The sequence below is a fragment of the Pantoea sp. USMM079 genome (assembly GCF_037153115.1).
Classification (GTDB): Bacteria; Pseudomonadota; Gammaproteobacteria; order Enterobacterales; family Enterobacteriaceae; genus Pantoea; species Pantoea communis.
This window is the reverse complement of record NZ_JBBCKX010000012.1, coordinates 29,968-53,988: the sequence shown is the minus strand read 5'-3', so window position 1 is coordinate 53,988 and position 24,021 is coordinate 29,968. Positions and strand designations below refer to the sequence as shown.

The following is a 24,021-nucleotide window of genomic DNA, read 5'->3' as shown; positions in this document are numbered from 1 at the left end:
TGCCCTACAATCAGCTCACTGAAATTTGAGATCATTTGAGTATGGCAAGCCCGATTCCAGCCCCATTTGCACCGAAAAACATTCTGCTGATCAAGCTGCGCCATCACGGCGATATGCTGCTGACCACGCCCGTTATCAATGCGCTGCGCCAGCGCTATCCGCAGGCCAACATTGACGTCCTATTGTACAAAGAGACGCGGCCGATGCTGGAAGCGCACCCCGCTATTCGCCAGTTGCACATCATTGACCGCAACTGGAAAAAAGAGGGCGGCTGGCAGAAGTTCCGCCACGAGATGGCGCTGCTTTCAGCTGTACGTGCCTGCCATTATGACGTGGTCATTAACCTCGCCGATCAATGGCGTAGCGCCATTATCACGCGTTTTTCTGCGGCTCCGGTGCGTATTGGTTTTGCCTACGCCAAGCGTGATCACGCCCTGTGGCGTTGGTGCCATAACTATCTGGTTTCGACAAAAAAACATAATCAATTGCACACCGTCGAGCAGAATATGGCGGCGCTTGAACCGCTAGGTATCAGCGCAGAAGGTGCAAAAGCCTCAATGCACTTTAGTGCGGCAGATAAACAGAAAGTGCAGGATGCATTGGATCAGCAAAAAGTCAGCGGGCCGTTTATCGTGCTGCAGCCAACATCACGTTGGGTGTTCAAATGCTGGGACGATGAGAAAGTCGCGCAGTTGATTGACACGCTCGCCGCCGATGGCCATACCATCGTGCTGACTGCCGCACCTGACAAGCATGAGCAAGCGATGATCGCTCACATTCAGTCGCTGTGTCATAGCCAGAATGTGGTTTCACTCGCCGGGCAGTTCTCTTTACCACAATTGGCAGCCTTGATTGATGCCGCACAACTGTTTATTGGGGTGGATTCTGCCCCCATGCACATGGCCGCCGCACTCAACACGCCCTGTCTCGCGCTGTTTGGCCCCACCAAACTGCAACACTGGCGTCCGTGGGGTGAAAACAATCGCGTGATCTGGGCCGGTGATTATGCACCGCTGCCTTCGCCAGACGACATCGATACCAAAACAGAACAGCGCTATCTCTCAGCCATTCCGGTGGATGATGTGGTGGCCGCCGCGAGGAGTTTTTTGCATGACTAAGTTACGCCTGGCGATTGTCCGGCAGAAATATCGTCCGGATGGCGGTGCCGAACGTTTCATCTCGCGGGCGCTGGAAGCACTGGACAGCGAGCAGCTCGATCTGAATATCATCACACGCAGCTGGCAGGGCACACCCAATCCAGCCTGGCATCTGCACATCTGCAATCCCGCCAAATTTGGACGCGTATCGCGCGAACGCGGTTTTGCCCACGCGGCACGTGCATGTTGGGAACGTGAGAATTTCGATATCGTGCAGAGCCACGAACGCATTGCGGGCTGCGATATCTTCCGCGCCGGTGATGGCGTCCATCGCGTGTGGCTGGAACAACGTGCGCGTATCGTCTCACCCTGGCAGCGCTTGAGCGCCAGCCTGAGTCCTTATCATCGCTATGTTTTGCAGGCTGAAGCAGAGATGTTCAATGCAGCATCTTTAAAAGCAGTGATCTGTAATTCTGAGATGGTTAAGCAAAATATTTTGCGTCATTTCACGCTAGATGCCAGCAAGATTCACGTGATTCATAACGCCATCGACAGCCAACGTTTCCAGCCAGCAACTGAAGCTCAGCGCCATGACATGCGCGAACAATTAAAACTGCCGCAAGACGCCACGGTGATGATTTATGTGGGTTCCGGTTTTGAGCGCAAAGGTTTGAAAGCCGCCATTGAAGCGCTCGCCGACAGCGACCGTTATCTGGTTGTGGTTGGCCAGGACAAACAACTTTCACGCTATCAGCAGCTGGCTAACCAGCTTAATTGCCTTGATCGCTTGCGCTTTGTTGGCGTGCAGCAGGATGTGCAGCCCTATTATCACGCCGCTGACGCCTTACTGTTGCCCACGCTTTATGATCCTTTTCCGAATGTGGTGCTTGAAGCGATGGCCTGCGGTTTGGCCGTGATTACCAGCACCGGCTGTGGCGGCGCAGAATTTATTCAAGCCGGCCAGGAAGGCTTCGTTTGTGATGCATTGGATATCAAGGCATTAAATGACGCCATTGTCGCCACACCTGCACTTTCGCAGAATTCTGCCATGGGAGAAGCCGCACGCCGCAGAATCGAACCTTTTGGTCCACAGCGGCTGGCGCAGTCCCTGACTTCACTCTATCAGCAGGTGCTGAAGTCCAGCTGACGAAGTGGTATGAGCAGGCGGTCAGTTTCTGATAACATGCCGCCTTTCATGTGTTTTTTGACGCGAATCTGTCGTAACGATAACTATGACAACTCTATACACAGCCCTGCTCTATTTAATACAGCCACTGATCTGGCTGCGCCTGTGGCTGCGCGGTCGAAAAGCACCTGCCTATCGTAAACGCTGGGCGGAACGCTACGGCTACTGTGTGGGCAAAGTTGAACCGCACGGCATTGTGCTGCATTCGGTTTCTGTGGGTGAAACACTGGCCGCCGTGCCGCTGGTACGCGCATTGCGCCATCGCTATCCTACTCTGCCGATCACCGTGACTACCATGACGCCAACCGGTTCCGAACGCGCTCAGTCCGCGTTTGGTAAAGATGTGCATCATGTCTATCTGCCCTATGATTTGCCCGGTTCGATTAACCGTTTCCTTGATACCGTTGAACCTCGTCTGGTGATCATCATGGAGACCGAGTTGTGGCCGAACATCATCCGTATTCTGCACCAGCGCCAAATTCCGCTGGTCATTGCCAATGCCCGTCTGTCAGAGCGCTCGGCCAAAGGCTATAAAAAGCTCGGTGGCTTTATGCGCGATTTGCTGCAGCGTATTACGCTGATTGCGGCGCAGAACAACGAGGATGCTGAGCGTTTCCTGAGCCTGGGCCTCAAGCGTACGCATCTCGCCGTCACTGGTAGCCTGAAGTTTGATATCTCCGTGACGCCAGAGTTGGCGGCCCGTGCGGTCACGTTGCGCCGTCAATGGGCATCGCGCCGCCCGGTGTGGATCGCGACCAGCACGCACGAAGGCGAAGAGACCATCATCCTCGATGCGCATCGTCGTCTGCTGCAACAGTTCCCCGATCTGATGCTGATTCTGGTGCCACGCCATCCTGAACGTTTCAAAGATGCCTGCGAGCTGACGCAAAAGCGCGGTTTCAGTTTCACTCTGCGCAGCAGCGGTGAAATTCCGTCTGGTGCAACGCAGGTGGTGATTGGCGACACCATGGGTGAATTGATGCTGCTTTACGGCATTGCGGATATCGCCTTTGTCGGCGGCAGTCTGGTAGAACGCGGTGGTCATAATCCGCTGGAACCCGCTGCGCATGCCATTCCGGTGCTGATGGGTCCGCATATATGGAACTTCAAAGATATCTGCGCCAAATTGCAGCAGGCTGAAGGCCTGATCACCGTCACGGACGTGGTTTCGCTGGAGAAACAGGTGGCCAACCTGCTGCAGGATGATGATTACCGCCGCTATTACGGCCGCCACGCAGTCGAAGTGCTGCATCAAAATCAGGGCGCATTGCAGCGTCTGCTACAGTTACTCGAACCACATTTGCCGCCACGAGCTCATTAACGCATGCCACAACGCCAACGTCTTTCCGTGGTGATGATCGCCAAAAACGAAGCTGAATTGCTGCCGGAGGCGCTGGCCTCAGTGAGCTGGGCAGATGAGATTGTGCTGCTGGATTCAGGCAGCCAGGATAACACCGTAGCAGTGGCCCGCGCGCACGGCGCGCAGGTGCATCAGGCTGAAGGCTGGGCGGGCTTCGGCAAGCAGCGCCAGCGTGCACAAGCCCATGCAAGCGGCGATATGATTCTGATGCTGGATGCCGATGAGCGTGTCACGCCCGAGTTACGCCGCGCGATTGAAAACGTACTGGAGCAACCACCCTCTGATACTGTTTATTGCCTGGGACGCAGCAATTTGTTCCTTGGCCGCTTTATGCGCCACAGCGGCTGGTATCCGGATCGCGTGATGCGCCTCTATCCTCGCGTACTCAATTACAATGACAATCTGGTGCACGAATCGCTGGAAACTCAGGGCGCACCGGTGGTGACGTTACCAGGCGATCTCCAGCATCTCACCTGCCGCGATTTGATTGCTTTCCAACGTAAACAGATGAATTATGCCGAAGCCTGGGCGCAAGAACGTTTTCAGCGAGGCAAGCGTTGTGGCATCTTCTCGATTTTCAGCCACACGTTAGGCGCATTCCTTAAGACGTTGCTGCTGCGCGCCGGATTCCTCGACGGCAAGCAGGGCTGGATTCTGGCCGTCGTCAACGCGCAATACACCTTTAACAAATACTCAGCGCTCTGGGCGCTGCATCACACCTCAACACAAGGTCGCGTATGAGCACCAAAGCGATTTATCCCGGCACGTTCGATCCCATCACGTTGGGCCATGTGGATATTGTGACGCGCGCGGCGCAGATGTTTGATCGCATCGTGGTTGCTATTGCCGCCAGCCCCAGCAAAAAGCCGCTGTTTACACTCGATGAGCGCGTGGATTTGGCACGGCAGGCAACTCAGCACTTAGCCAATGTTGAGGTACTGGGTTTTAGCGATTTGATGGCGAACTTCGCCAAAGCGCAAAATGCCAATGTGCTGGTGCGAGGACTGCGTGCGGTGTCAGATTTCGAATATGAACTGCAGCTGGCACAGATGAACCGTCATTTGCTACCTACACTGGAGAGCGTGTTTCTGATGCCGTCCGAAGGGTTCTCGTTTGTATCATCATCGCTGGTGAAGGAAGTGGCGCGTCATAAAGGTGATGTGCAGGCATTTCTGCCTGCCGTGGTGCATCAGGCATTGCTGACAAAACTGGCGCAGCCCTGATTAATGCTGGCAGCGAGGGCACCAGAAGGTGCTGCGCTGGCCATGTTTGCCGCTGACGATTGGCGTACCGCAGGCTCGGCAGGGTTCGCCCGCCCGACCGTACACCTGCAATTCCTGGGCAAAGTAGCCAGGCTTTCCATCGGTTTGCAGGAAATCACGTAGCGTGGTACCGCCCTGCTCAATCGAACGCAGCAAGACGGCCTTGATTGTCGCCACCATCAACTCCGCTTCATCACGACTCAAACTCATCGCCGAACGATCGGGTAAGATCCCGGCGGTAAACAGTGATTCACTGGCATAAATGTTGCCCACGCCAACCACCACTTTGTTATCCATCAGCCACTGTTTAATGACCGTGCGCTTTCCACGTGACTTCTCAAACAGATAAGCACCATCGAATTCGCTGCTGAGCGGTTCAGGACCGAGATGTGCCAGTACGCTGCTGCCTTCAAGCTCAGAGGCCCACAGCCATGCACCAAAGCGACGTGGGTCGGTGTAACGCAGTACCTTGCCGTTACTCATCACCAAATCGACGTGGTCGTGCTTAGCCGCGGGTTGCTCACCCGGTAACATGCGTAAACTGCCAGACATGCCGAGGTGAATGATGATCCAGCCGTGGGGTAATTCCAGCAGCAGGTATTTTGCGCGCCGTTGCACGCTCAACACTGGTTGGTCGCTCAGCGCATGAATTTCGTGCGAGACCGGCCAGCGCAGGCGTGAATTACGCACAATCGCATGCAAAATCGTTGCGCCCACCATATGTGGTTCAATACCACGTCGGCTGGTTTCTACCTCTGGTAATTCAGGCATGTCATCTCCTCAACAAATCGCAGAAACAAAAAACCCGGCCGAAGCCGGGTTTTTCGCAAGAACACCAAAATTACTTAATTTTGGCTTCTTTGTAGATCACGTGCTGACGTACAACCGGATCGAACTTTTTCAGTTCCAGTTTCTCTGGTTTAGTACGTTTGTTCTTCGTGGTGGTATAGAAGTGACCTGTACCAGCAGAGGAAACCAGCTTGATCTTCTCACGAATACCTTTAGCCATGATTCAATTCCTTAGTACTTAGTACTTCTCACCACGGGCGCGGATTTCGGTCAGAACCGTATCAATGCCCTTTTTATCAATAACACGCATACCTTTAGCAGATACACGCAGAGTAACGAAGCGCTTTTCGCTCTCAACCCAGAAACGGTGAGAGTGCAGGTTCGGCAGGAAACGGCGTTTCGTCGCGTTCATTGCGTGGGAACGGTTGTTACCCGTTACCGGACGCTTTCCAGTTACCTGGCAGACTCGTGACATTTCTATTCTCCAAAAATCAAATCAGCTCGAGCTTTAAAAACTAGGTTTTGGCCGCCTCGTCAGGCCTTAGCCCGCCCAAGCGAGTTCCATGTGAACCCGCTAAGCTGGCCCAAACGCCAAACCCGAGATTCTCAAAGGTGGCGTAGTATACGCCGCTCAGCCCAAGTGCTCAAGTCCCGAACAAATAAAGATCCCGATGGATCGCGCGAAAATGCATCATTTCTGCGCAATCGGATGGTTATTTTACAGCCAACCGCGCTCAGCGAAGGAGGTATACTCGCCGTGACCGATCACCAAATGATCAAGTAAGCGAATATTCAGCAGCGAGCAAGCCTGTCCGACTTTACCGGTAATATCACGATCGGCGCGACTGGGCTCGGCTATGCCGGAAGGATGATTATGCGCCAAAATCACGGCGGCCGCGTTGAGTTTTAACGCTTCGCGCACAATTTCACGTGGATGCACTTCGACACTGGCAATACTGCCGGTAAACATCTTTTGCGCCTGCAAAACCCGATGCTGATTATCCAGGAATAGCGCCATAAAAACCTCTCGCTCCTGATGCGCCAGCACGCTTTGCAGGTAATGCCGTGTCACCTGCGGATTCTCCATCACATTTTCTCGTGCCAGTTGGCTGGCGAAAAAACGTCTCCCCAGTTCAGCAATCGCATGCAACTGGGTAATCTTGGCCGTACCTACACCTTTAATCACACTCAGTTCTGTTTCATTAGCGGTCATGATGCGATACAGCGAGCCAAACTCATTAAGCATTTGTCGCGCCAGCGCCATTACCGGAATACCGTGGCTGCCAGTGCGCAAAAAAATCGCTAACAGTTCTGCATCGCTCAATGATTCTGCGCCTGTGATGGCCAGTTTTTCTCGTGGGGCCAGTTCCGTCATGACATTCTCCTTCCTGGGTCAGGGCGATTGTGCGTATTTGCCAGGAGGCATACCAGCAAGCCGGTCGCGATTTCAGAGCCATCTCGCAAAGGGCGCAGGCCGTGAAAAGGCGGTCGCTGGATTTTGTGATAAAGTTGCCTGAATCTGCCGCATCACAGCGGCAATCCGTTTTGAGTTGAGGCAAAGAACATGACGGGATTAGCCGGAAAAAAAATTCTGCTCGGCGTCAGCGGCGGTATTGCTGCTTATAAAACACCCGAGTTGGTTCGTCGTCTGCGTGATCGTGGCGCAGAGGTGCGTGTCATGATGACTGATGCAGCGAAAGCCTTTATCACTCCGCTCAGCTTACAAGCCGTTTCCGGATATCCGGTGCTGGATGATTTACTCGACCCTGCCGCTGAAGCCGCTATGGGCCATATCGAGCTGGCGAAATGGGCTGATCTGATTGTACTGGCCCCCGCGACCGCCGATTTGATTGCACGCATCACGGCAGGGATGGCTAACGATTTGGTGACCACCGCCTGCCTCGCCAGCGCAGCACCTCTGGCGATCGTGCCGGCCATGAATCAGCAGATGTACCGTGCGTCTATCACCCAGGAGAATCTTCAGCGTCTGGATCAGCGAGGCGTTCTGATTTGGGGGCCGGACAGCGGCAGCCAGGCCTGCGGCGATGTAGGTCCCGGCCGCATGCTTGATCCGCTGGCAATTGTCGCTCATGCGCTGGAGTGGGCCGCGCCCGTCAACGATCTGCAACATCTCAACATTATGATCACCGCCGGCCCAACCCGTGAGGCGCTGGACCCGGTTCGTTACATTAGCAATCACAGCTCCGGTAAAATGGGATTCGCCATTGCCGCCGCCGCCGCAAAACGTGGCGCAACGGTGACACTGGTGGCGGGCCCGGTCACACTGCCTACGCCCGCTGGCGTCACGCGCGTTGATGTGGGGAGTGCACTGGAAATGGAAGCGACGGTGATGGCGCAAATCAGCCAACAACATATTTTCATTGCCAGCGCTGCCGTGGCAGACTACCGGGCGGCAAACATTGCCGCAGAGAAAATCAAAAAACAGGGTGGCGATGATAACGTCACGCTGCAGTTGGTGAAGAACCCGGATATTGTCGCAGGCGTAGCGGCATTACAGAAACATCGCCCTTATGTGGTGGGATTTGCTGCCGAAACCCAGAATGTGGAAGAATACGCGCGGCAAAAACGGGTGCGAAAAAATCTGGACCTAATCTGCGCGAACGATGTGGCGCAGGCAGGACAGGGATTCAATAGCGACACCAATGCTCTTCACCTTTTTTGGCAGGAAGGAGAGAAAGTCTTACCGCTCAGTGATAAGACGCTCCTTGGCCAACAATTAATAGACGAGATTGTCAGCCGTTATGATGAAAAAAATCGACGTTAAAATTCTGGATGCGCGCGTGGGTAACGAATTCCCACTGCCAACTTATGCCACCTCGGGTTCTGCGGGTCTCGATCTGCGTGCTTGCCTTGATGGTGCACTGGAGATCTCCCCAGGCATGACCACGCTGGTGCCAACTGGTCTGGCGATTCACATTGCTGACCCTACGCTGGCCGCTGTGATTTTGCCCCGCTCAGGTCTGGGCCATAAGCATGGAATCGTGCTGGGCAACCTGGTGGGCTTAATCGACTCCGATTATCAGGGCCAACTGATGGTCTCCGTCTGGAACCGTGGTCAGGATAGCTTTACGCTGCAGCCTGGCGACCGTTTGGCACAACTGGTCTTTGTTCCGGTGGTACAAGCCGAATTCAACCTGGTGGAAGATTTTGACACCAGCGATCGCGGCGCCGGCGGTTTTGGCCACTCTGGTCGTCAGTAACACGCGACACTTTTCGCAAGCCATCTTTTTATCTCTCGTCGCTACGGGCCAAACTGCTTGTGGCTGACGAGGCAGTATTGCCTGTTTTTGGTGAATTTCAGGGGTCTTGAAGGTCATGGCAGAAAAAAAAGCCGCGAAACGGAATCGTCGCGAAGAGATTTTGCAGGCGCTAGCGCAAATGCTGGAGTCGGGCGATGGCAGTCAGCGAATCACCACCGCCAAGCTGGCAGCCAATGTAGGCGTTTCGGAAGCGGCACTCTACCGCCACTTCCCGAGCAAAACGCGTATGTTCGACAGCCTGATCGAGTTTATTGAAGACAGTCTGATTACCCGCATCAATCTAATCCTGAAAGATGAGAAAGAAACACTCGCACGACTGCGTTTAATCGTGCAGCTGATTCTGGGATTTGGTGAGCGTAATCCGGGGCTGACACGCATTTTGACTGGCCACGCGCTTATGTTTGAACAGGATCGCCTGCAAGGGCGTATCAATCAGTTGTTCGAACGCATTGAGGTGCAGCTGCGTCAGGTGATGCGAGAAAAGAAAATGCGTGATGGGGAAGGCTTCCAGACTGATGAAACGCTGCTGGCGAGCCAGTTGCTGGCGTTCTGCGAAGGGTTGCTTTCCCGCTATGTGCGATCTGAATTCCGCTATCGTCCAACCACTGATTTTGACAGCCGCTGGCCACTGATTGCGGCACAGTTAGTGTAGCGATTCATCAGGCGCGCCCATGATTGGGCGCGCGATAAAATACCTTGGTCCATCATCCGGTCGCCAGCGATGGCGGCCGTGATAAAGCCGCGGTGTTAAATACCGTACTCTTTACGATACGCCCGCACTTTCGCCAGATGGTCTGCCATTTCAGGCTTCTCTTCCAGATAATCAATCAGTTCCGCGAGCGTAATGATCGCCGTGACCTTGCACTGATAGTCACGTTCCACTTCCTGAATGGCGGAGATATCACCACGGCCGCGCTCCTGGCGATCCAGCGAAATCATGACGCCCGCCAATGTGGCATTGTGCGCGCTGATGATGTCCATCGATTCACGAATAGCGGTACCCGCGGTGATCACATCATCCACCAGCATCACTTTACCCTGCAGCGGGCTACCGACCAGCAAGCCGCCTTCACCGTGATCTTTGGCTTCTTTACGATTGAAGCAGTAAGGCACATCGCGATCATGATGATCGGCCAGTGCGACGGCCGTGGTGGTGGCAATCGGAATCCCTTTGTAGGCCGGGCCAAACAGCAGATCAAAATCAACGCCGCCATCCACCAGCGCCTGCGCATAGAAACGTCCCAGCAGCGCTAAGTCACGGCCGGTATTGAATAAACCGGCATTAAAGAAGTATGGGCTTTTACGACCCGATTTCAGGGTGAACTCACCAAACTTCAGCACCCCTTTGTTCAGGGCGAATTCAATAAACTGACGCTGCCAGGCTTTCATTTCTCACTCCTCAAATAAAGAAAAGGCGACTCTATGGTCGCCTGTTATATCAATTTGTTAGCGCTGCTTTTTGCGCCTGAATCAACTGCTCAATGCCGCCTCGCGCCAGCGCCAGCAGTTGCAGTAATTCCTCATGGCTGAACGGCTCGCCTTCGGCGGTGCCCTGCACTTCAATCATGCGGCCATCTTCAGTCATGACGACGTTCATATCGGTTTCAGCCGCAGAATCTTCCACGTACTCCAGATCGCACAGCGCTTCACCGCCAACGATACCGACCGAAATCGCCGCCACCATGCCTTTTAACGGGCTGGCTTTTAACTTGCCCGCCGCAACCAGTGCATTCAACGCATCGGCTAACGCGACGCATGCACCGGTAATCGATGCAGTACGCGTGCCACCGTCGGCCTGAATCACATCGCAGTCCAGTGTGATGGTGAACTCGCCCAACGCATCCAAATCCACTGCGGCACGCAGCGAGCGAGCAATCAGACGTTGAATCTCCAGCGTACGGCCACCTTGCTTACCTTTGGCCGCTTCGCGCGCCATACGGCTGTGGGTGGAACGCGGCAACATGCCGTATTCCGCAGTGACCCAGCCCTGACCTTTGCCTTTGAGGAAACGTGGCACACCCTCTTCAACGGTGGCGGTGCACAGCACTTTGGTTTCACCGAACTCAACCAGCACGGATCCTTCTGCATGTTTGGTGTAGTGACGAGTGAGGGTGACGGGACGCACTTCAGATGCGTTACGGCCTGCTGGACGCATGGTTTCTCTCCGGCTTACTTAGGTTTGGCTGCGCATTATACGGACTTCGTGCGCGGCTGTCCTGCCTACATGCGGCACTTTTCCCGGATGAAATTTCGCCTCAGCTGTGGCTAAATGCGCCCTTTCCTCTCATAAAAAGACAAATGATGACAGCAATACTCCATTTCCTGCTGGCGCTGGTGGTGATCTTCGCCCTTGCGCTATTGGTCAGTCATGACCGCAAACTGATTCGCCCACGTTTTATTATTCAATTGCTGGTGGTTGAAGCGGCACTGGGTTGGTTCTTCCTGCATTCTGCGGGCGGCCAGTCTGTGGTGACCGCTGTCGGCGGCTTCTTCGAAACCTTATTGACCTTTGCTGCGCAAGGTACCGATTTTGTGTTCGGCAATATGGCGAAACAGGGACTGGCGTTTATTTTCCTCGGCGTGCTCTGTCCGATTGTGTTCATTTCCGCCCTGATCGGCATCTTGCAGCACTGGCGTATTCTGCCGTTGTTGATTCGTCTGGTCGGTACCCTGCTGTCGAAGGTGAACGGGATGGGAAAACTTGAATCATTCAATGCCGTGAGTACGCTGATTCTGGGTCAATCGGAGAACTTCATCGCCTATAAAGGTATCCTCGGCGATATCTCCGCACCGCGCATGTACACCATGGCCGCAACTGCGATGTCGACGGTGTCGCTATCGATTGTCGGTGCTTACATGTCGATGATTGATGCAAAATATGTGGTTGCCGCACTGCTGCTGAATATGTTCAGTACCTTCATTATCCTGTCGATCATCAATCCGACACGCCCGGAAAATGAAGAACGCATTGCACTGGATAAGCTGCACGAAGACCAGAGCTTCTTTGAGATGCTGGGCGAATACATCCTGGCAGGTTTTAAAGTAGCGATGATTATTCTGGCGATGCTGATTGGATTTATCGCCCTGATCGCCGCCATTAACGCTCTGTTTGCCGCGGTATTTGGCTACAGCTTCCAGCAACTGCTTGGCTATGTCTTCTATCCGTTTGCGTGGTTGATTGGCATTCCTTCTGCCGATGCCCTGCAAGCGGCAAGCATCATGGCGACCAAACTGGTGGCCAATGAATTCGTGGCCATGATTGAGCTGAAGAAAGTCGCTGCGGAAATGTCACCGCGCGGTCTCGGCATTCTGTCCGTGTTTTTAGTGTCGTTTGCTAACTTTGCCTCAATTGGCATCGTGGCGGGAGCGATTAAAGGATTGAATGAGCGCCAGGGCAATGTGGTATCGCGCTTTGGCTGGAAGCTGGTTTATGGTTCCACGTTAGTGAGCCTGCTGTCAGCCGCGTTTGCAGGATTGTTCATTTAATCACAGCGGAGCGGCCAGCTAGCCGCTCTATACAGGGCCGCGCCCATCAAAGCGGCCCTGTTCTGCTTTAGAACGCGACACACACCAGCGAATCGACACGCATCACCGACTCCTGATCGAAGCGCTTTTTATAAATGTCGCGCAGCGCATTGATGCTGTCAGAACTTGCACGGTCCGGCTGATGTATCAGCATTAACGCTTTGCTGTTTTCACGCGCCAGCTTTCCACCCTCTCCCAGCCACTGACCTTTACCGTCATACACTGAAAGCCCATCTTTGAATCGTGGCGTGACATCATTATCAACAAATTGCTGCCATTCGCTGCTGCTGATGACGCCGCCTTTCGGCTTGTTCATCCCGAACCAAAGAGTGGTTTGCATCATGATGTCCCCTGAGCCGCACACAGCAACAGGAGCGGTATTCGGTGGGATCTGTTCAGTAGGTGCAGCGGTTGTCTGGCATCCGGCCAGAAAGAAGACGAACGCCAACGGCATCGCCAATTTATTCAGCATCATAGCCTCAGACTGTTTAGGTATCACACAGGACATCATAGGGTGTGAAAGGTGGATACGTCATCCTTTTCACCGAAAGTTGCGCGCGGCGTGAGCTCATTGCGCTTATGCCTATCATGGTTTGGCTGCCATCACTATAATGCGATGAACATTCCTGAAAATGAGTACAAGCTTATGATCCGCAGCATGACCGCTTACGCCCGCCGCGAAGCAAAAGGCCACTGGGGCAGCGCAGCCTGGGAAATCCGTTCGGTAAACCAACGCTATCTGGAAACCTACATCCGTCTACCGGAACAATTTCGTAGCCTGGAGCCGGTGATTCGCGAGCGTATCCGTAATCGTCTGACGCGCGGTAAAATCGAGTGCAACCTGCGCTTTGATGCCGACCCCAGTGCACAAGGTGAGCTGCAACTGAATGAAGCCTTAGCGAAACAGCTGGTGCGCTCCGCCAACTGGGTGAAGATGCAAACCGACGAAGGCGCAATTAATCCACTGGATATTCTGCGCTGGCCTGGCGTGATGTCAGCTCAGGAACAGGATCTGGATGCTATCAATACCGAACTGCTGACCGCACTCGGCGGCGCACTGGATGACTTTATCATTGCTCGTGAAAGCGAAGGCACTGCGCTCAAGACCCTGATTGAGCAGCGTTTAGAAGGCGTGTCGCTGGAAGTCAGCAAAGTGCGTGCGCAGATGCCGGAAGTGGTGAAGTGGCAGCGTGAACGTCTGATCAGCAAACTGGAAGAAGCGGAAGTACAGCTGGAAAATACGCGCCTTGAGCAAGAACTCGTCATGATGGCGCAGCGCATTGATGTGGCGGAAGAGCTGGATCGTCTGGATGCGCACGTCAAAGAGACCTACAACATCCTGAAGAAGAAAGAAGCGGTTGGCCGCCGTCTCGACTTTATGATGCAAGAGTTCAATCGTGAGTCGAACACACTGGCCTCAAAGTCGATCAATGCCGATATCACGGCGTCAGCTATTGAGCTGAAGGTATTGATTGAGCAGATGCGCGAGCAGATTCAGAACATCGAATAACACCTCATTCGGCTGGTGTTAAAAAAAGCCCGGTGATCCGGGCTTTTTTGCCCGCTCAGCATGCCCAGCACGTTTCGTTTATCTTCTAGACCACTTTGCAGACTTTGCAATGTAAAGATTGTGAAAGCTTTGATGATGATGCATGTCAATGGCTGACCAAACATGACTGTGAATCAACCTTATGGACTATCACAGTCAGAAATTATGTTGTTGTTTATCTTCAATTATTTATTTTCATTCCATGAATCTTCCGTTGAAAATACGCTTCCTCAATGAAACCTCTCAATCCTAAAGATTGCAGAGATTACGTTTCTTTGAGGGCACTATTTGCTAATCTACTGGTCGTAATTAACACAGCCGTACCGCCAGGAATTCATGGACACCCTTCTTTGTGCGATACACCCACTCTTTCCCTGAAGGCGTTATGAAGAAAAACGGGCAGTTCAATTCTAAACTTTTACATCCCCGCTACTGGTTTACCTGGTTTGGACTGGGTGTGCTGTGGCTGCTGGTGCAGCTTCCCTATCCTATTTTAATTCGGCTTGGCGCCTCTGCCGGCAAGCTGTCGCGTCACTTTCTGAAGCGTCGTGAGCGCATTACCCGCCGCAATATTGAACTCTGCTTCCCGCATATCAATGAGGAAGATAAAGAGGTATTGATCGCCGGTAACTTTGAATCCCTTGGTATGGCGCTGGCAGAAACCGGTATTGCCTGGTTCTGGTCGGATGCGCGCGTCCGCCGTTATTTCCAGGTTGAAGGCCTGCACAACCTGCAAAATGCGCAGCAAAACCATCGCGGCGTGATGGCGATTGGTGTGCATTTCATGTCGCTTGAGCTGGGTGGCCGCATTACCGGACTGTGCCAGCCAATGATGGCGATGTATCGCCCTCACAATAATCAGGCAATGGAGTGGGCGCAGACAAAAGGTCGTATGCGATCGAATAAGGCGATGATTGATCGTCGCGATCTGCGCGGTATGGTGCAGGCATTGAAACAGGGCGAAGCCGTCTGGTTCGCGCCAGATCAGGATTACGGCCCGAAAGGCAGCGTGTTCGCTCCGCTGTTTGCTGTCGAAAAAGCGGCTACCACCAATGGCACCTTCGTATTATCGCGTCTGGCTAAACCGGCCATGCTAACGATAGTGCTGATCCGCAACAGCGATAAGAGCGGTTATCAGCTCATCATTCAACCGGAGTTGCAAAACTATCCGTATGAAGATGAAGCGGCTGCCGCGGCTTACATGAATAAAGTGATCGAGAAAGAGATCCTGCGCGCACCTGAGCAGTACTTATGGCTGCACCGCCGCTTTAAAACTCGCCCACCGGGTGAAGCGTCACTTTACGTCTAATCTGTTGATGCAGCAGGCCTTCGCCTGCTGCCCCTTCTGCACTGCTCACATTTACCAACCATTCTTAACGAAAAACAGGTTTGTCAAAAATTGCACAGACTCATGTAATGGTCTGCTCTCTTCTATTCTGACCAAAAACATGAACCTGCAATTTACCACTAAACCACGCGCGCTGCTGGCGCTTGCCGTGGCCAGCGCTCTGCTGACCGGTTGTGCCAATCCGCACGGCTTACATCCTCATAACTCACTGCTTGATGCCAACTCACTGCAAGCCAAAGCATCCCTTAGCGGCGCGCATTTCAGCGCAGCAAACTGGCCAAAAACCGAATGGTGGCAGGGATTTAACGATCCACAACTGAATCGGCTCATTTCCGATGCTATGACTTCAAGCCCGGATTTGCAGGTGGTGAACGCGCAGGCAGACAAAGCCAATGCTCAGGTCATTGCCGCCGAGGCTGAGCGCTATCCCGATGTGGATCTTAATGCCGGGATCACGCGTTCCCGTGTGGCAAAAGTCGACGACCCGCTTCTGCAAGGTAAAAGCTACAGCACGCTGCGCACGGCCAATATCGGCATGAGCTACACCTTTGACCTGTGGGGCGGTAAGAAAGATGCAGCAGAAGCCGCGCTAGGTCAGGCGCGCGCCAGTGAGTTGGATCGCCAGGCCAGCCAGTTGACGCTCGCCGTCAACGTGACGCGCGCCTGGAATAACCTCAACCTGGCCTGGTCGAACGCTGAACTGGCAAAACAGAATGCCGACCGTTCCAGTGGCATCGCCAAAATTCAGCAGCAGTATGTCAGCGCCGGTTTGACGTCCGACTATCAATACAAGCAGGCGTTATCGCAGCAAAAAACCGCTGAAGCCACCCTGACCGAAGCCAAACAGAATGTCACCGATGCTGGCATTCAACTTTCCACGCTAATTGGTAAAGGGCCGGATTACTGGCACCAACTGAAAGCGACGAAAATGGATGTCCCCATTGCCGCCACGCTGCCGGGTAATATTCCGGCGGAGCTACTGGGTCGTCGCCCGGATGTGGTGGCAGCACGCTGGCGCGTAGAAGCAGCATCAAAACAAATTGCCGCAACGAAAACCGAGTTCTATCCCAACATCAACCTGGTGGCGGAAGCCGGTACCCGTTCACTGCTCGGCGATGCATTTTTCGGTGCACCCAGCCGATTCTTTAACGTGGGTCCAAGTCTGTCTCTGCCGATCTTCGATGCCGGCAAGCGCCGCGCCGATTTAGCGGAAAGTGACGCTAACTATGATCTGGCTGTCGCGCAGTACAACAAGCTGCTGATTGGTTCCCTGGGGAATATCAGCGATACCATTACGCAACTGCAGTCGATTCAGGATCAGCTGGCGCAGCAGCAGAGCGCGAATCAACTCATTCATAGCGCATGGGATGATTTAAACCGTGAATACACCGCAGGATTGCGTCCGTACCTTGATGTGCTAACCATCCAGAACCAACTCATCGAGTCCGATCAGAAACTGGTGGCGTTGCAGGCGCAGCAGATCAATCTGGCAGTGGTATTAATTGAAGACCTGGGCGGCGGATTCCAGAACACTGACACTTCAGTGAAGGGATAAGCTGACGGCTGGCATTCTGCCGCACATTGATGAATGATAGTCCGCACCTGGAATACTCTGCGGACTATCATGATGGAACAGAATGCCAATGCCGGCTGGTTACGCCCGCTTATCGCTGACCGACTGACACCTTACCTCGAAATTGATGCGACGCGCCTGCAACGCAATCTGCAACACATGCAGCAAAAAGCCGATGCCGCAGGTGTCACGCTGCGTCCACATATCAAAACGCATAAAAGTGTCTGGATTGCCGAACAGCAACGCCAGTTAGGTGCGCGTGGTATTACCGTGTCAAAACCTAGTGAGGGTGTTGCCTTTATCCTCGGTGGGGAGCGCGATTTGCTGCTGGCTTATCCCGTTGTTCACGCCGATACACTCACTGAATTACTGGCTGTCGCCGTGCAATATCAGGCGCGTGTCACCTGTATTGCCGACTGTACTCTCGGCGTCACGGCAATCGCTCAAGCGCATCGCCAGCAGCCCACGTGTGAATTGTCTATCGCCATTAAAGTCGATGTGGGGTTGCATCGCGTGGGAGTGGATCCGCACAGCGGTGAGGCCGTGGCATTGGCGCAGCAGATTAAAGCAGCGGGATTGCCTTTTGCCGGACTGGTTTCGCACGCCGGCCATGCTTACGGCGCGGGTCATGCCGAGGCTATCGCTGAAGTTGCACAGCAAGAAATCATGTTAATGAACCAGGTTCAGCAGCAATTGATCGCTGCAGGCTTTGCGCGTTGCCGCATTTCTGTTGGCTCCACGCCTACAGCCCTGGCCGCGCCCGTGGCTGAAGGCAGCGACGAAATTCGTCCGGGAAATTATGCGCTGCTGGATCTTACCGCCTGGCGCCTGGGGCTGTGCACGCCCGATGCACTGGCACTCAGCGTGGTAACGCGTGTAGTGGCGGTTAATCCGCATTTCGCGATTATTGATGCCGGCTCCAAGATGCTCAGCTCTGATAAGGGTCCACACGGCACTAACGCCAGCGGTTTCGGTATCGCCGTTGATGAGCAGGGCAACCAATACGAAGTTCTGAAACTTTCGGAAGAGCATGGCTTTCTGCAATACGGAGATCATGCTCCGGCGCTTGGGGCTCTGCTATGCATCTTCCCCAATCACAGCTGCGCGGTAGTGGCTCAATCTGACCGCTTCGTTTTACGCCATCAGGACGGTACAGCAGAGATGAAGGATATTCAGGGACGCGGCAAGTTTATCTGATAGCAGGATTTTTACTGGAAACCTCTGTTGCAGCACACTTCCACTATCCTGCCATTTGCAGCGGAATCCCCTTCAGTTAAGGTACTCTTTGCTGTAGGCAGTCTCATCATTCTGTAGGGTACGGCCTTAAGACCGCCATTTTACTGTGGCGGCCATCATTCATCTCCAGAAGCCACCCTTACGGATTCCCTGCCTTTCATTCGCCTAACGGAGGTTCCATGCTGCCATCTCAGACAGTCACGCTGACCATTCCCCGCAACTGGTTAGATTTATATGAAACCATCTGGAAACCTGAATGCTTTGCCAAATGGGCCAGTGGGCTAAGTGCCAGTACGCTCACGCAAGAGGGTAACTACTGGAAAGCCAAAGGACCTGAAGGTTCAGTGAAAATTCGCTTCACGCCACACAACCCCTTTGGCGTCATGGATCATTGGATCGATACCGGCAGCGGTAAGGAGATTTATATGCCGATGCGCGTGATTGCTAACGAAAAGGGAGCCGAAGTGGTGATGGTGGTTTATCGCCAACCCCTTATGTCTGATGAAAAATTTGCTCAGGACGTTGACTGGGTAAAACGCGACCTGGATCAACTTCTCCACCTGTTAACTCATTAGAATCAATGCATTATAAAAATCGTACTGCTTTAACTTTCGCTGGAAGCAATCAATAAAAAAGTCATCTTTTTCTACGCAATAGCGTTTAACTGTTTAACGATAATACCTGTTGCTTTTCGTGCTAATCACCAGTCTGGCTAAAGTCTTCTCACCAGGAAAATTCCTGGTGAGAGCACGCCTCCTAAGTCTTAGCCCCTCTGATTTATCGGTGTTTTTTTTTACTTATTCAAATGGCTTGTTTAATCGCCGATCAAAATGTCTAACAGGACTTATTAATCGCTCATCCGTCCCCTTATCTATTCTGATGCAAAGTCTGAAACCATTTATTTCTGAAGTTCATTTATAGGAGTTTTCTTATGGTGTTAATTTAATTAAAACACGGTATAACTCATTCACACACAGCAATACCCGATAATAACAACAGCAGGGAAATAACATGGATCGCTCAACCTATCCTTTGTTGTCTGAAAAAGAATTTGTTGAGATTGCCAGTAGGATACTGGCCGGGGAATATAATAATTCAAAGGGATTTTATAATGATCTTGCGGATTTCCTCCGAACAGGAGGAGATACCGCTGAGACAATGAAATATTTACGCGCCAGGGGCATCTCTTTAAATTCAGAACATCATTTAATTGAATGCATCTTTACGTGGCAAACTCTGAAAGGCATTTCAGGGCTGCGTCAGGACACGCTGCATTGATGTGATCTGTACTCTGGGCAGGCGCCCGGGTGAACCCTTAATTGCATTGGTACATGTACCATAACGAGCAGAACATGGCGATAAGAGAAAAAAGTTTGGCCAGCGCCAAATGGTCAATTTTGTCATCCATAAAAATCGTCGGCATTGGTGTTTTACAACTTTCACTTCTGGCACAAATACTTCAGGCAAACGAGTTAGATTTACTCGCCATTGCCATTGTGATGTTATTGATTATTGATACGCTTGCCGACCGTGGATTTGGCAATTCAGTTATCAGAAATATAAATCTTAATAACAGCGAACTTTCCATTCTCTACTGGGGAAATGTATTAAGTGGCATGATGATATTCGCTGTGCTGTTTATTGGTAGTGATTTATATAGCCGAATCATGAACCAACCGGAAATGGCGATTATGCTGGAAATGATTTCGGTGATTTTCATCATTATTCCACAAGGGCAACATTATCGCGCCATATTACAGCGTGAGAAACAATTCTCGCGTATCGCCTTCACAGAAACCTCATCGGTGCTGGTTGGTCTGGGTGTCACACTGTTTACCGTATGGCTGACCCCTTCAGTGTTGTGCGCTATATGGGGCTACCTGGCCATGGTATCCATCAGAATGCTGGTCTACTGCTACTACGGTCGTTCCTGGTTCCAGCCAGATTACCGTTTTAGCCTGAAAAGTTTCGCTAACGTGCGAGCAAGAAACGGATAATAAAAACAAGTCTGTATGGTGGGCTCTGGGCATCTGAGAAGATGCGTTCGCGTGCTGGTCGCCAGCACGCTTTTTTCTTTTTTGATACGGTTAACATCTCTTCTTACCCCTCAGACCTGCACGATCACACAGATCACATCACATTTTTTAATGCGAAAGCGTAACGCACTCCTGATTTATCAAGCGGGTTAAGCCTGTTAGCATGAGCGGCATCAAAACAGCTAATCCGATGACGTCTGCTTTAGAAATACTCAGTGGTCGATAGCTGAGGAAATCTTTAGGCTGGCCGCCGATCTTATGGAGTGCTCTATGTTATTAACCGTTCTCTACATTATTGGCATCACCGCCGAAGCCATGACCGGTGCGCTGGCCGCTGGTCGCCGCAAAATGGATCTGTTTGGCGTCATCATCATTGCGTCCGTCACTGCAATCGGAGGCGGCTCGGTGCGTGACATCCTGCTCGGGCATTATCCGTTGAGTTGGGTTAAAAACCCGGAGTACATCATGATCGTGGCCGCCGCTGCGGTGGTGACCACTTTTGTTGCCCCTTTAATGAATCATCTGCGTAAAGTGTTTCTGGTACTGGATGCGCTTGGCCTGGTGGTGTTCTCCATTATTGGCGCGCAGGTCGCGCTGGATTCTGGTCATGCCTCGATCATTGCCGCTATTGCCGCCGTGATCACGGGGGTTTTTGGTGGCGTGCTGCGTGATATGTTCTGCAATCGCATCCCGCTGGTGTTCCAAAAAGAGCTCTATGCCGGTATCGCATTTGCCGCAGGTTGGCTCTACATTCTGCTGCTCAAAACGCCGCTTCCCCATGAAGCCGTGGTGATCATTACGCTGCTGGCCGGCTTCATTGGCCGTTTATTAGCGCTGCGCTTCCGCCTTGGTCTGCCGATCTTCAACTATCCCCACCCCGAACATTAAAGGTGCAGCAGGAATTTCCTGCTGCTGTAAAAAGCGGATCAGTTGCTGTAATTCCTCATCCTGCAGCATGCTAACAATCCGCTCTGCCAGTGTGCGCCCGATGCCGGGTAGCTGCTGCCACTCATCTGCCGAGCGAGCCAGCAACGCTGTCCAGTCGTTATCCGCTAAGGCCTGCAACGCGGTTCGGGGAAGCGGTAGACCTAATGCGCTCACCCAGCGCCGAAAGGGTTGCTGACGTGTCTGTTGGAAACGTTGCCAAATCTCTTGTGCCCGCGCAGAGGACATCCCGCTGTCCTGCGCGATCTCTTCTGGCGTTAACGTCAGCCAGGAGAAAAGATGGGTGATGGCGCCACTGTTCAGTAACCGCTGCCAGCTACTACGTTGCACGCCAGGGATGTTCAGCACCGATTTCTGACTGAGCCAGGTGAGGCGTGATAAGAACTGCAGCCGACAATCATGGTTGAAGTGCAAACAAGACAGCGGATTAAATTCGCCCTGCTGTGGTGTTAAAGGATAATCTCGCCCTCTCACCCGCCAAATGACTCGCTCTAAGCGAGGAATACCCTGACCGGCTAACGTGACTATCACTTGATCACCTGCGATGACATCCAGCTCCCGCCATCGCCGCAGCGATCCAAGATTCACTCTGCGCACGGTTTTATCATCCAGCTGAACGGGAGTGAGGTTCAGCACCACGGCAATTTTCCCCGTGCGCCCAACGTTGAAATCCACGGACAGCACTTCACTGCTGACTTCAACCGGCTGATATTTCCACGCGGCGGACCAATGCCCCTGACCAGGCTGCCAGTCCCGCCCGGCACCGACGGGTGATTGATGGATCACGACGCCATCGGTGACGAACGGCAAAGATGCACGGAACCAGCGATCGCGCCACACCTCCGCCTCCTCTTCGTTCTCGATTGGGTGGCTCCAGTCCTGCGCCAGACCGAATCCCCAGCGTGATAACTGCGCCTGTCGAGCGGGCATCTGGATTGGACCATCGGGCCATGCCCAGATAAAAATGCCAAAATCTGCCAGCAGCGGAGAAGCTTCATGACGCATCATCGCACCCGCCACCTGCGCTCTGGCATTTCGCCCTCCGTCACGTGCTTGCTGATGATCGGTCATAAGCAGAAACAGCTCGCCTTGCAGCACCACCTCTTCACGATCGGTTTCAATGTGAGTAGGAATCGCCGGAATATGGCGGGCTTTGGTTATCCACTCTTCGCCACGCAAGCCATCGCCGCGACTCACCAGAGAAACCAATTGCCCGCGTCGATACACCAGCGTTACCGCCACGCCATCGACTTTCGGCTGTATCCACAGTGGCGATTTATCCTGCATCCAGTAAGCCACCGCCAACTTGTCACGCAGTTTCCGTACCCCTGTGTGTGCCACCGGGTGTCGGGTACTACCGTCCGTTGTGGGCTGCGCTTGATAAGCCCGTTGATCCGGCGCGAAGCAGCGCTGCCAATGCAGTAAGCGTTGCTGCAGGCTGTCATAGTCCCCATCGCTAACCAGACTCGTGCCCTTGCGATAGTAGGCATCATCCCAGTGCCGTAGCTGGCTATGTAATTGAACCATCTCTTGTTCGGCGCGCACCGGTGACCAGTTAGGGCACAGCGCTTCAGCCCCGCAAGCCGCGGTGAAAAACCAGCAACACAACCACCACCATCCTTTCATCGTTGCTCTCCTTTTTGTCTATTGGAGAGTGCGATGAGGGCAATGACCAGTGCTGAAGGTGGTAGAGAGCAAACGTATTCCCGGTTTTTTAAGCCGTTTGCAGCGGCTTACCGCGTTATCTGGCGCGGGTTCACAGAAAAAGAATTACCTTAGCCCAACGGCAAACGCTGCGTGGCACCGTTAAGCCGTGTATACTGTGCAGGAAATCGACTCCGCTCTTTACTCAATTCAAGATAACCATGGCTCAAGGCACGCTTTATATTGTTTCCGCCCCCAGTGGCGCGGGTAAATCCAGTCTGATTCAGGCTTTATTGAAGACACAGCCGCTGTACGATACGCAGGTGTCTGTTTCCCATACCACTCGCGGCGTGCGTCCCGGTGAAGTTCATGGTGAACACTATTTCTTTGTCTCCAAGCCTGAATTTGAGACCATGATTGCCGCTGAAGACTTCCTCGAACATGCGGAAGTGTTTGGCAATTATTACGGTACCTCGCGCGCCGCGATTGAGCGCGTGCTGGCGACCGGTGTCGATGTATTTCTGGATATCGACTGGCAAGGTGCTCAGCAAATTCGCCAGAAAATGCCTGCCGCACGCAGCATTTTTGTGCTGCCGCCGTCGACTGAAGAGTTAGATCGTCGCCTGCGTGGCCGTGGTCAGGATAGCGAAGAGGTTATCGCCCGCCGTATGGCTCAGGCCGTGGCGGAAATGAGTCACTACGCTGAATACGATTATCTGATCGTGAATGATGATTTCGACCTGGCACTGACCGACCTGAAACACATTATTCGCGCAGAACGTCTGCGTATGAGTCGCCAAAAATCGCGACATGATGCTTTAATCAGCAAACTATTGGCAGTCTGAAGTCACTTTCAGTATTATGCCCAGTCATTTCTTCATCATCTGTGGAGTAGCACACCTATGGCACGCGTAACCGTTCAGGACGCAGTAGAGAAAATTGGTAACCGTTTTGACCTGGTGTTGGTCGCTGCACGTCGAGCACGTCAGATGCAGGTAGGCGGTAAAGATCCGCTGGTTCCGGAAGAGAACGATAAAGCCACCGTTATCGCCCTGCGCGAAATCGAAGAAGGCCTGATCACTACCCAGATTCTGGATGTGCGTGATCGTCAGGAGCAGCAAGAGCAGGAAGCCGCTGAGTTACAAGCCGTTACCGCTATCGCTGAAGGTCGTCGTTAACAGCACTTCGCA

The 24,021-nt window shown here is 53.1% G+C and carries 27 protein-coding genes; 19 read left to right on the top strand and 8 right to left on the bottom strand.

All coding sequences use genetic code 11. The features are described 5' to 3' along the window. The first annotated feature begins 41 nt into the window (after positions 1–41). The 5 genes from rfaQ to coaD all read left to right on the top strand — a co-directional run bounded on the left by rfaQ (position 42) and on the right by coaD (position 4,866). Positions 42–1,118 (top strand): putative lipopolysaccharide heptosyltransferase III, encoded by a 1,077-nt coding sequence (gene rfaQ / locus WFP70_RS16365; protein WP_337023852.1) that lies wholly within the window; start codon positions 42–44, stop codon positions 1,116–1,118. Beyond that, a complete protein-coding gene (locus WFP70_RS16360) occupies positions 1,111–2,244 on the top strand; it encodes a glycosyltransferase family 4 protein (RefSeq protein WP_337023851.1) in 1,134 nt (377 codons plus the stop codon). The genes rfaQ and WFP70_RS16360 overlap by 8 nt, the downstream gene beginning before the upstream one ends. Positions 2,245–2,329: 85 nt before the next feature. After that, on the top strand, positions 2,330–3,604 hold the full coding sequence (gene waaA / locus WFP70_RS16355; protein ID WP_337023850.1) for a lipid IV(A) 3-deoxy-D-manno-octulosonic acid transferase: 1,275 nt from the start codon (positions 2,330–2,332) through the stop codon (positions 3,602–3,604). Between the two features lie 3 nt (positions 3,605–3,607). After that, positions 3,608–4,384 carry a glycosyltransferase family 2 protein gene (locus WFP70_RS16350; RefSeq protein ID WP_097119656.1) on the top strand — a complete coding sequence of 259 codons (777 nt, stop codon included), beginning with the start codon at positions 3,608–3,610 and terminating at the stop codon, positions 4,382–4,384. Further along, positions 4,381–4,866 (top strand): pantetheine-phosphate adenylyltransferase, encoded by a 486-nt coding sequence (gene coaD, locus WFP70_RS16345; protein WP_097119655.1) that lies wholly within the window; start codon positions 4,381–4,383, stop codon positions 4,864–4,866. Before WFP70_RS16350 ends, coaD begins: the two co-directional genes overlap by 4 nt. Here coaD and mutM read toward each other — a convergent pair whose 3' ends face one another. The 4 genes from mutM to radC form a co-directional block, all read right to left on the bottom strand. After that, a complete protein-coding gene (mutM, locus tag WFP70_RS16340) occupies positions 4,867–5,676 on the bottom strand; it encodes a bifunctional DNA-formamidopyrimidine glycosylase/DNA-(apurinic or apyrimidinic site) lyase (RefSeq protein ID WP_034823825.1) in 810 nt (269 codons plus the stop codon). Between the two features lie 70 nt (positions 5,677–5,746). Beyond that, the gene (rpmG, locus tag WFP70_RS16335; RefSeq protein ID WP_001051798.1) at positions 5,747–5,914 is read right to left on the bottom strand and encodes a 50S ribosomal protein L33; all 168 of its coding nucleotides are present in this window, start codon (positions 5,912–5,914) and stop codon (positions 5,747–5,749) included. An 18-nt stretch (positions 5,915–5,932) separates the two neighbouring features. Continuing rightward, a complete protein-coding gene (gene rpmB, locus WFP70_RS16330) occupies positions 5,933–6,169 on the bottom strand; it encodes a 50S ribosomal protein L28 (RefSeq protein ID WP_007885297.1) in 237 nt (78 codons plus the stop codon). A gap of 243 nt (positions 6,170–6,412) precedes the next feature. Continuing rightward, positions 6,413–7,069, bottom strand: coding sequence for a RadC family protein (radC, locus tag WFP70_RS16325; protein WP_337023849.1), 657 nt, complete (start codon positions 7,067–7,069; stop codon positions 6,413–6,415). Between the two features lie 189 nt (positions 7,070–7,258). Here radC and coaBC point away from each other — a divergent pair, with 189 nt between their 5' ends. The 3 genes from coaBC (at position 7,259) to slmA (ending at position 9,627) form a co-directional block, all read left to right on the top strand. Then, on the top strand, positions 7,259–8,479 hold the full coding sequence (gene coaBC, locus WFP70_RS16320; protein WP_337023848.1) for a bifunctional phosphopantothenoylcysteine decarboxylase/phosphopantothenate--cysteine ligase CoaBC: 1,221 nt from the start codon (positions 7,259–7,261) through the stop codon (positions 8,477–8,479). Next, complete coding sequence (gene dut, locus WFP70_RS16315) at positions 8,457–8,915, top strand: dUTP diphosphatase (RefSeq protein WP_337023847.1); 459 nt, start codon at positions 8,457–8,459, stop codon at positions 8,913–8,915. Before coaBC ends, dut begins: the two co-directional genes overlap by 23 nt. 115 nt (positions 8,916–9,030) lie before the next feature. Then, entirely contained in the window at positions 9,031–9,627 is a 597-nt protein-coding gene (slmA, locus tag WFP70_RS16310) for a nucleoid occlusion factor SlmA (protein ID WP_097119650.1), read from the top strand. Between the two features lie 95 nt (positions 9,628–9,722). Here slmA and pyrE read toward each other — a convergent pair whose 3' ends face one another. Together pyrE and rph are read right to left on the bottom strand one after the other, a co-directional pair. Continuing rightward, positions 9,723–10,364 carry an orotate phosphoribosyltransferase gene (gene pyrE / locus WFP70_RS16305; RefSeq protein ID WP_034823839.1) on the bottom strand — a complete coding sequence of 214 codons (642 nt, stop codon included), beginning with the start codon at positions 10,362–10,364 and terminating at the stop codon, positions 9,723–9,725. Positions 10,365–10,413: 49 nt separating this feature from the next. After that, a complete protein-coding gene (gene rph / locus WFP70_RS16300; protein WP_034823841.1) occupies positions 10,414–11,130 on the bottom strand; it encodes a ribonuclease PH in 717 nt (238 codons plus the stop codon). A 146-nt stretch (positions 11,131–11,276) separates the two neighbouring features. Between rph and WFP70_RS16295 the strand changes: the two genes are divergently transcribed. After that, positions 11,277–12,461, top strand: coding sequence for a NupC/NupG family nucleoside CNT transporter (locus WFP70_RS16295; RefSeq protein ID WP_337023846.1), 1,185 nt, complete (start codon positions 11,277–11,279; stop codon positions 12,459–12,461). Positions 12,462–12,528: 67 nt separating this feature from the next. Here WFP70_RS16295 and WFP70_RS16290 read toward each other — a convergent pair whose 3' ends face one another. Beyond that, on the bottom strand, positions 12,529–12,972 hold the full coding sequence (locus WFP70_RS16290; protein WP_337023872.1) for a DUF3574 domain-containing protein: 444 nt from the start codon (positions 12,970–12,972) through the stop codon (positions 12,529–12,531). 174 nt (positions 12,973–13,146) lie between these two features. On the opposite strand from WFP70_RS16290, the gene WFP70_RS16285 reads away from it, so the two are divergent. The 8 genes from WFP70_RS16285 to WFP70_RS16250 all read left to right on the top strand — a co-directional run bounded on the left by WFP70_RS16285 (position 13,147) and on the right by WFP70_RS16250 (position 21,130). Then, positions 13,147–14,010 (top strand): YicC/YloC family endoribonuclease, encoded by an 864-nt coding sequence (locus WFP70_RS16285; protein WP_337023845.1) that lies wholly within the window; start codon positions 13,147–13,149, stop codon positions 14,008–14,010. A gap of 424 nt (positions 14,011–14,434) precedes the next feature. Further along, positions 14,435–15,358 (top strand): kdo(2)-lipid IV(A) palmitoleoyltransferase, encoded by a 924-nt coding sequence (gene lpxP, locus WFP70_RS16280; protein WP_034823845.1) that lies wholly within the window; start codon positions 14,435–14,437, stop codon positions 15,356–15,358. Between the two features lie 139 nt (positions 15,359–15,497). Further along, positions 15,498–16,952: an efflux transporter outer membrane subunit gene (locus tag WFP70_RS16275; protein ID WP_337023844.1), complete on the top strand. Its 1,455-nt coding sequence runs from the start codon at positions 15,498–15,500 to the stop codon at positions 16,950–16,952. A gap of 72 nt (positions 16,953–17,024) precedes the next feature. Continuing rightward, positions 17,025–18,167, top strand: a complete 1,143-nt coding sequence (locus WFP70_RS16270) for an alanine racemase (protein WP_442956353.1) — start codon at positions 17,025–17,027, stop codon at positions 18,165–18,167. A gap of 218 nt (positions 18,168–18,385) precedes the next feature. Further along, positions 18,386–18,781, top strand: coding sequence for a polyketide cyclase (locus WFP70_RS16265; RefSeq protein ID WP_097119647.1), 396 nt, complete (start codon positions 18,386–18,388; stop codon positions 18,779–18,781). Positions 18,782–19,217: 436 nt separating this feature from the next. Continuing rightward, entirely contained in the window at positions 19,218–19,484 is a 267-nt protein-coding gene (locus WFP70_RS16260; RefSeq protein WP_034823852.1) for a hypothetical protein, read from the top strand. A gap of 74 nt (positions 19,485–19,558) precedes the next feature. After that, positions 19,559–20,203 (top strand): oligosaccharide flippase family protein, encoded by a 645-nt coding sequence (locus WFP70_RS16255; RefSeq protein ID WP_337023842.1) that lies wholly within the window; start codon positions 19,559–19,561, stop codon positions 20,201–20,203. A gap of 309 nt (positions 20,204–20,512) precedes the next feature. Further along, positions 20,513–21,130 (top strand): trimeric intracellular cation channel family protein, encoded by a 618-nt coding sequence (locus WFP70_RS16250; protein WP_038644022.1) that lies wholly within the window; start codon positions 20,513–20,515, stop codon positions 21,128–21,130. Here WFP70_RS16250 and ligB read toward each other — a convergent pair. Next, positions 21,071–22,813, bottom strand: coding sequence for an NAD-dependent DNA ligase LigB (gene ligB, locus WFP70_RS16245; protein WP_337023841.1), 1,743 nt, complete (start codon positions 22,811–22,813; stop codon positions 21,071–21,073). The genes WFP70_RS16250 and ligB overlap by 60 nt on opposite strands. A gap of 239 nt (positions 22,814–23,052) precedes the next feature. Here ligB and gmk point away from each other — a divergent pair, with 239 nt between their 5' ends. Both gmk and rpoZ read left to right on the top strand, forming a co-directional pair. Continuing rightward, on the top strand, positions 23,053–23,676 hold the full coding sequence (gene gmk, locus WFP70_RS16240) for a guanylate kinase (RefSeq protein WP_034823854.1): 624 nt from the start codon (positions 23,053–23,055) through the stop codon (positions 23,674–23,676). Positions 23,677–23,733: 57 nt separating this feature from the next. Beyond that, on the top strand, positions 23,734–24,009 hold the full coding sequence (gene rpoZ / locus WFP70_RS16235) for a DNA-directed RNA polymerase subunit omega (RefSeq protein ID WP_034823855.1): 276 nt from the start codon (positions 23,734–23,736) through the stop codon (positions 24,007–24,009). Positions 24,010–24,021 lie beyond the last annotated feature (12 nt).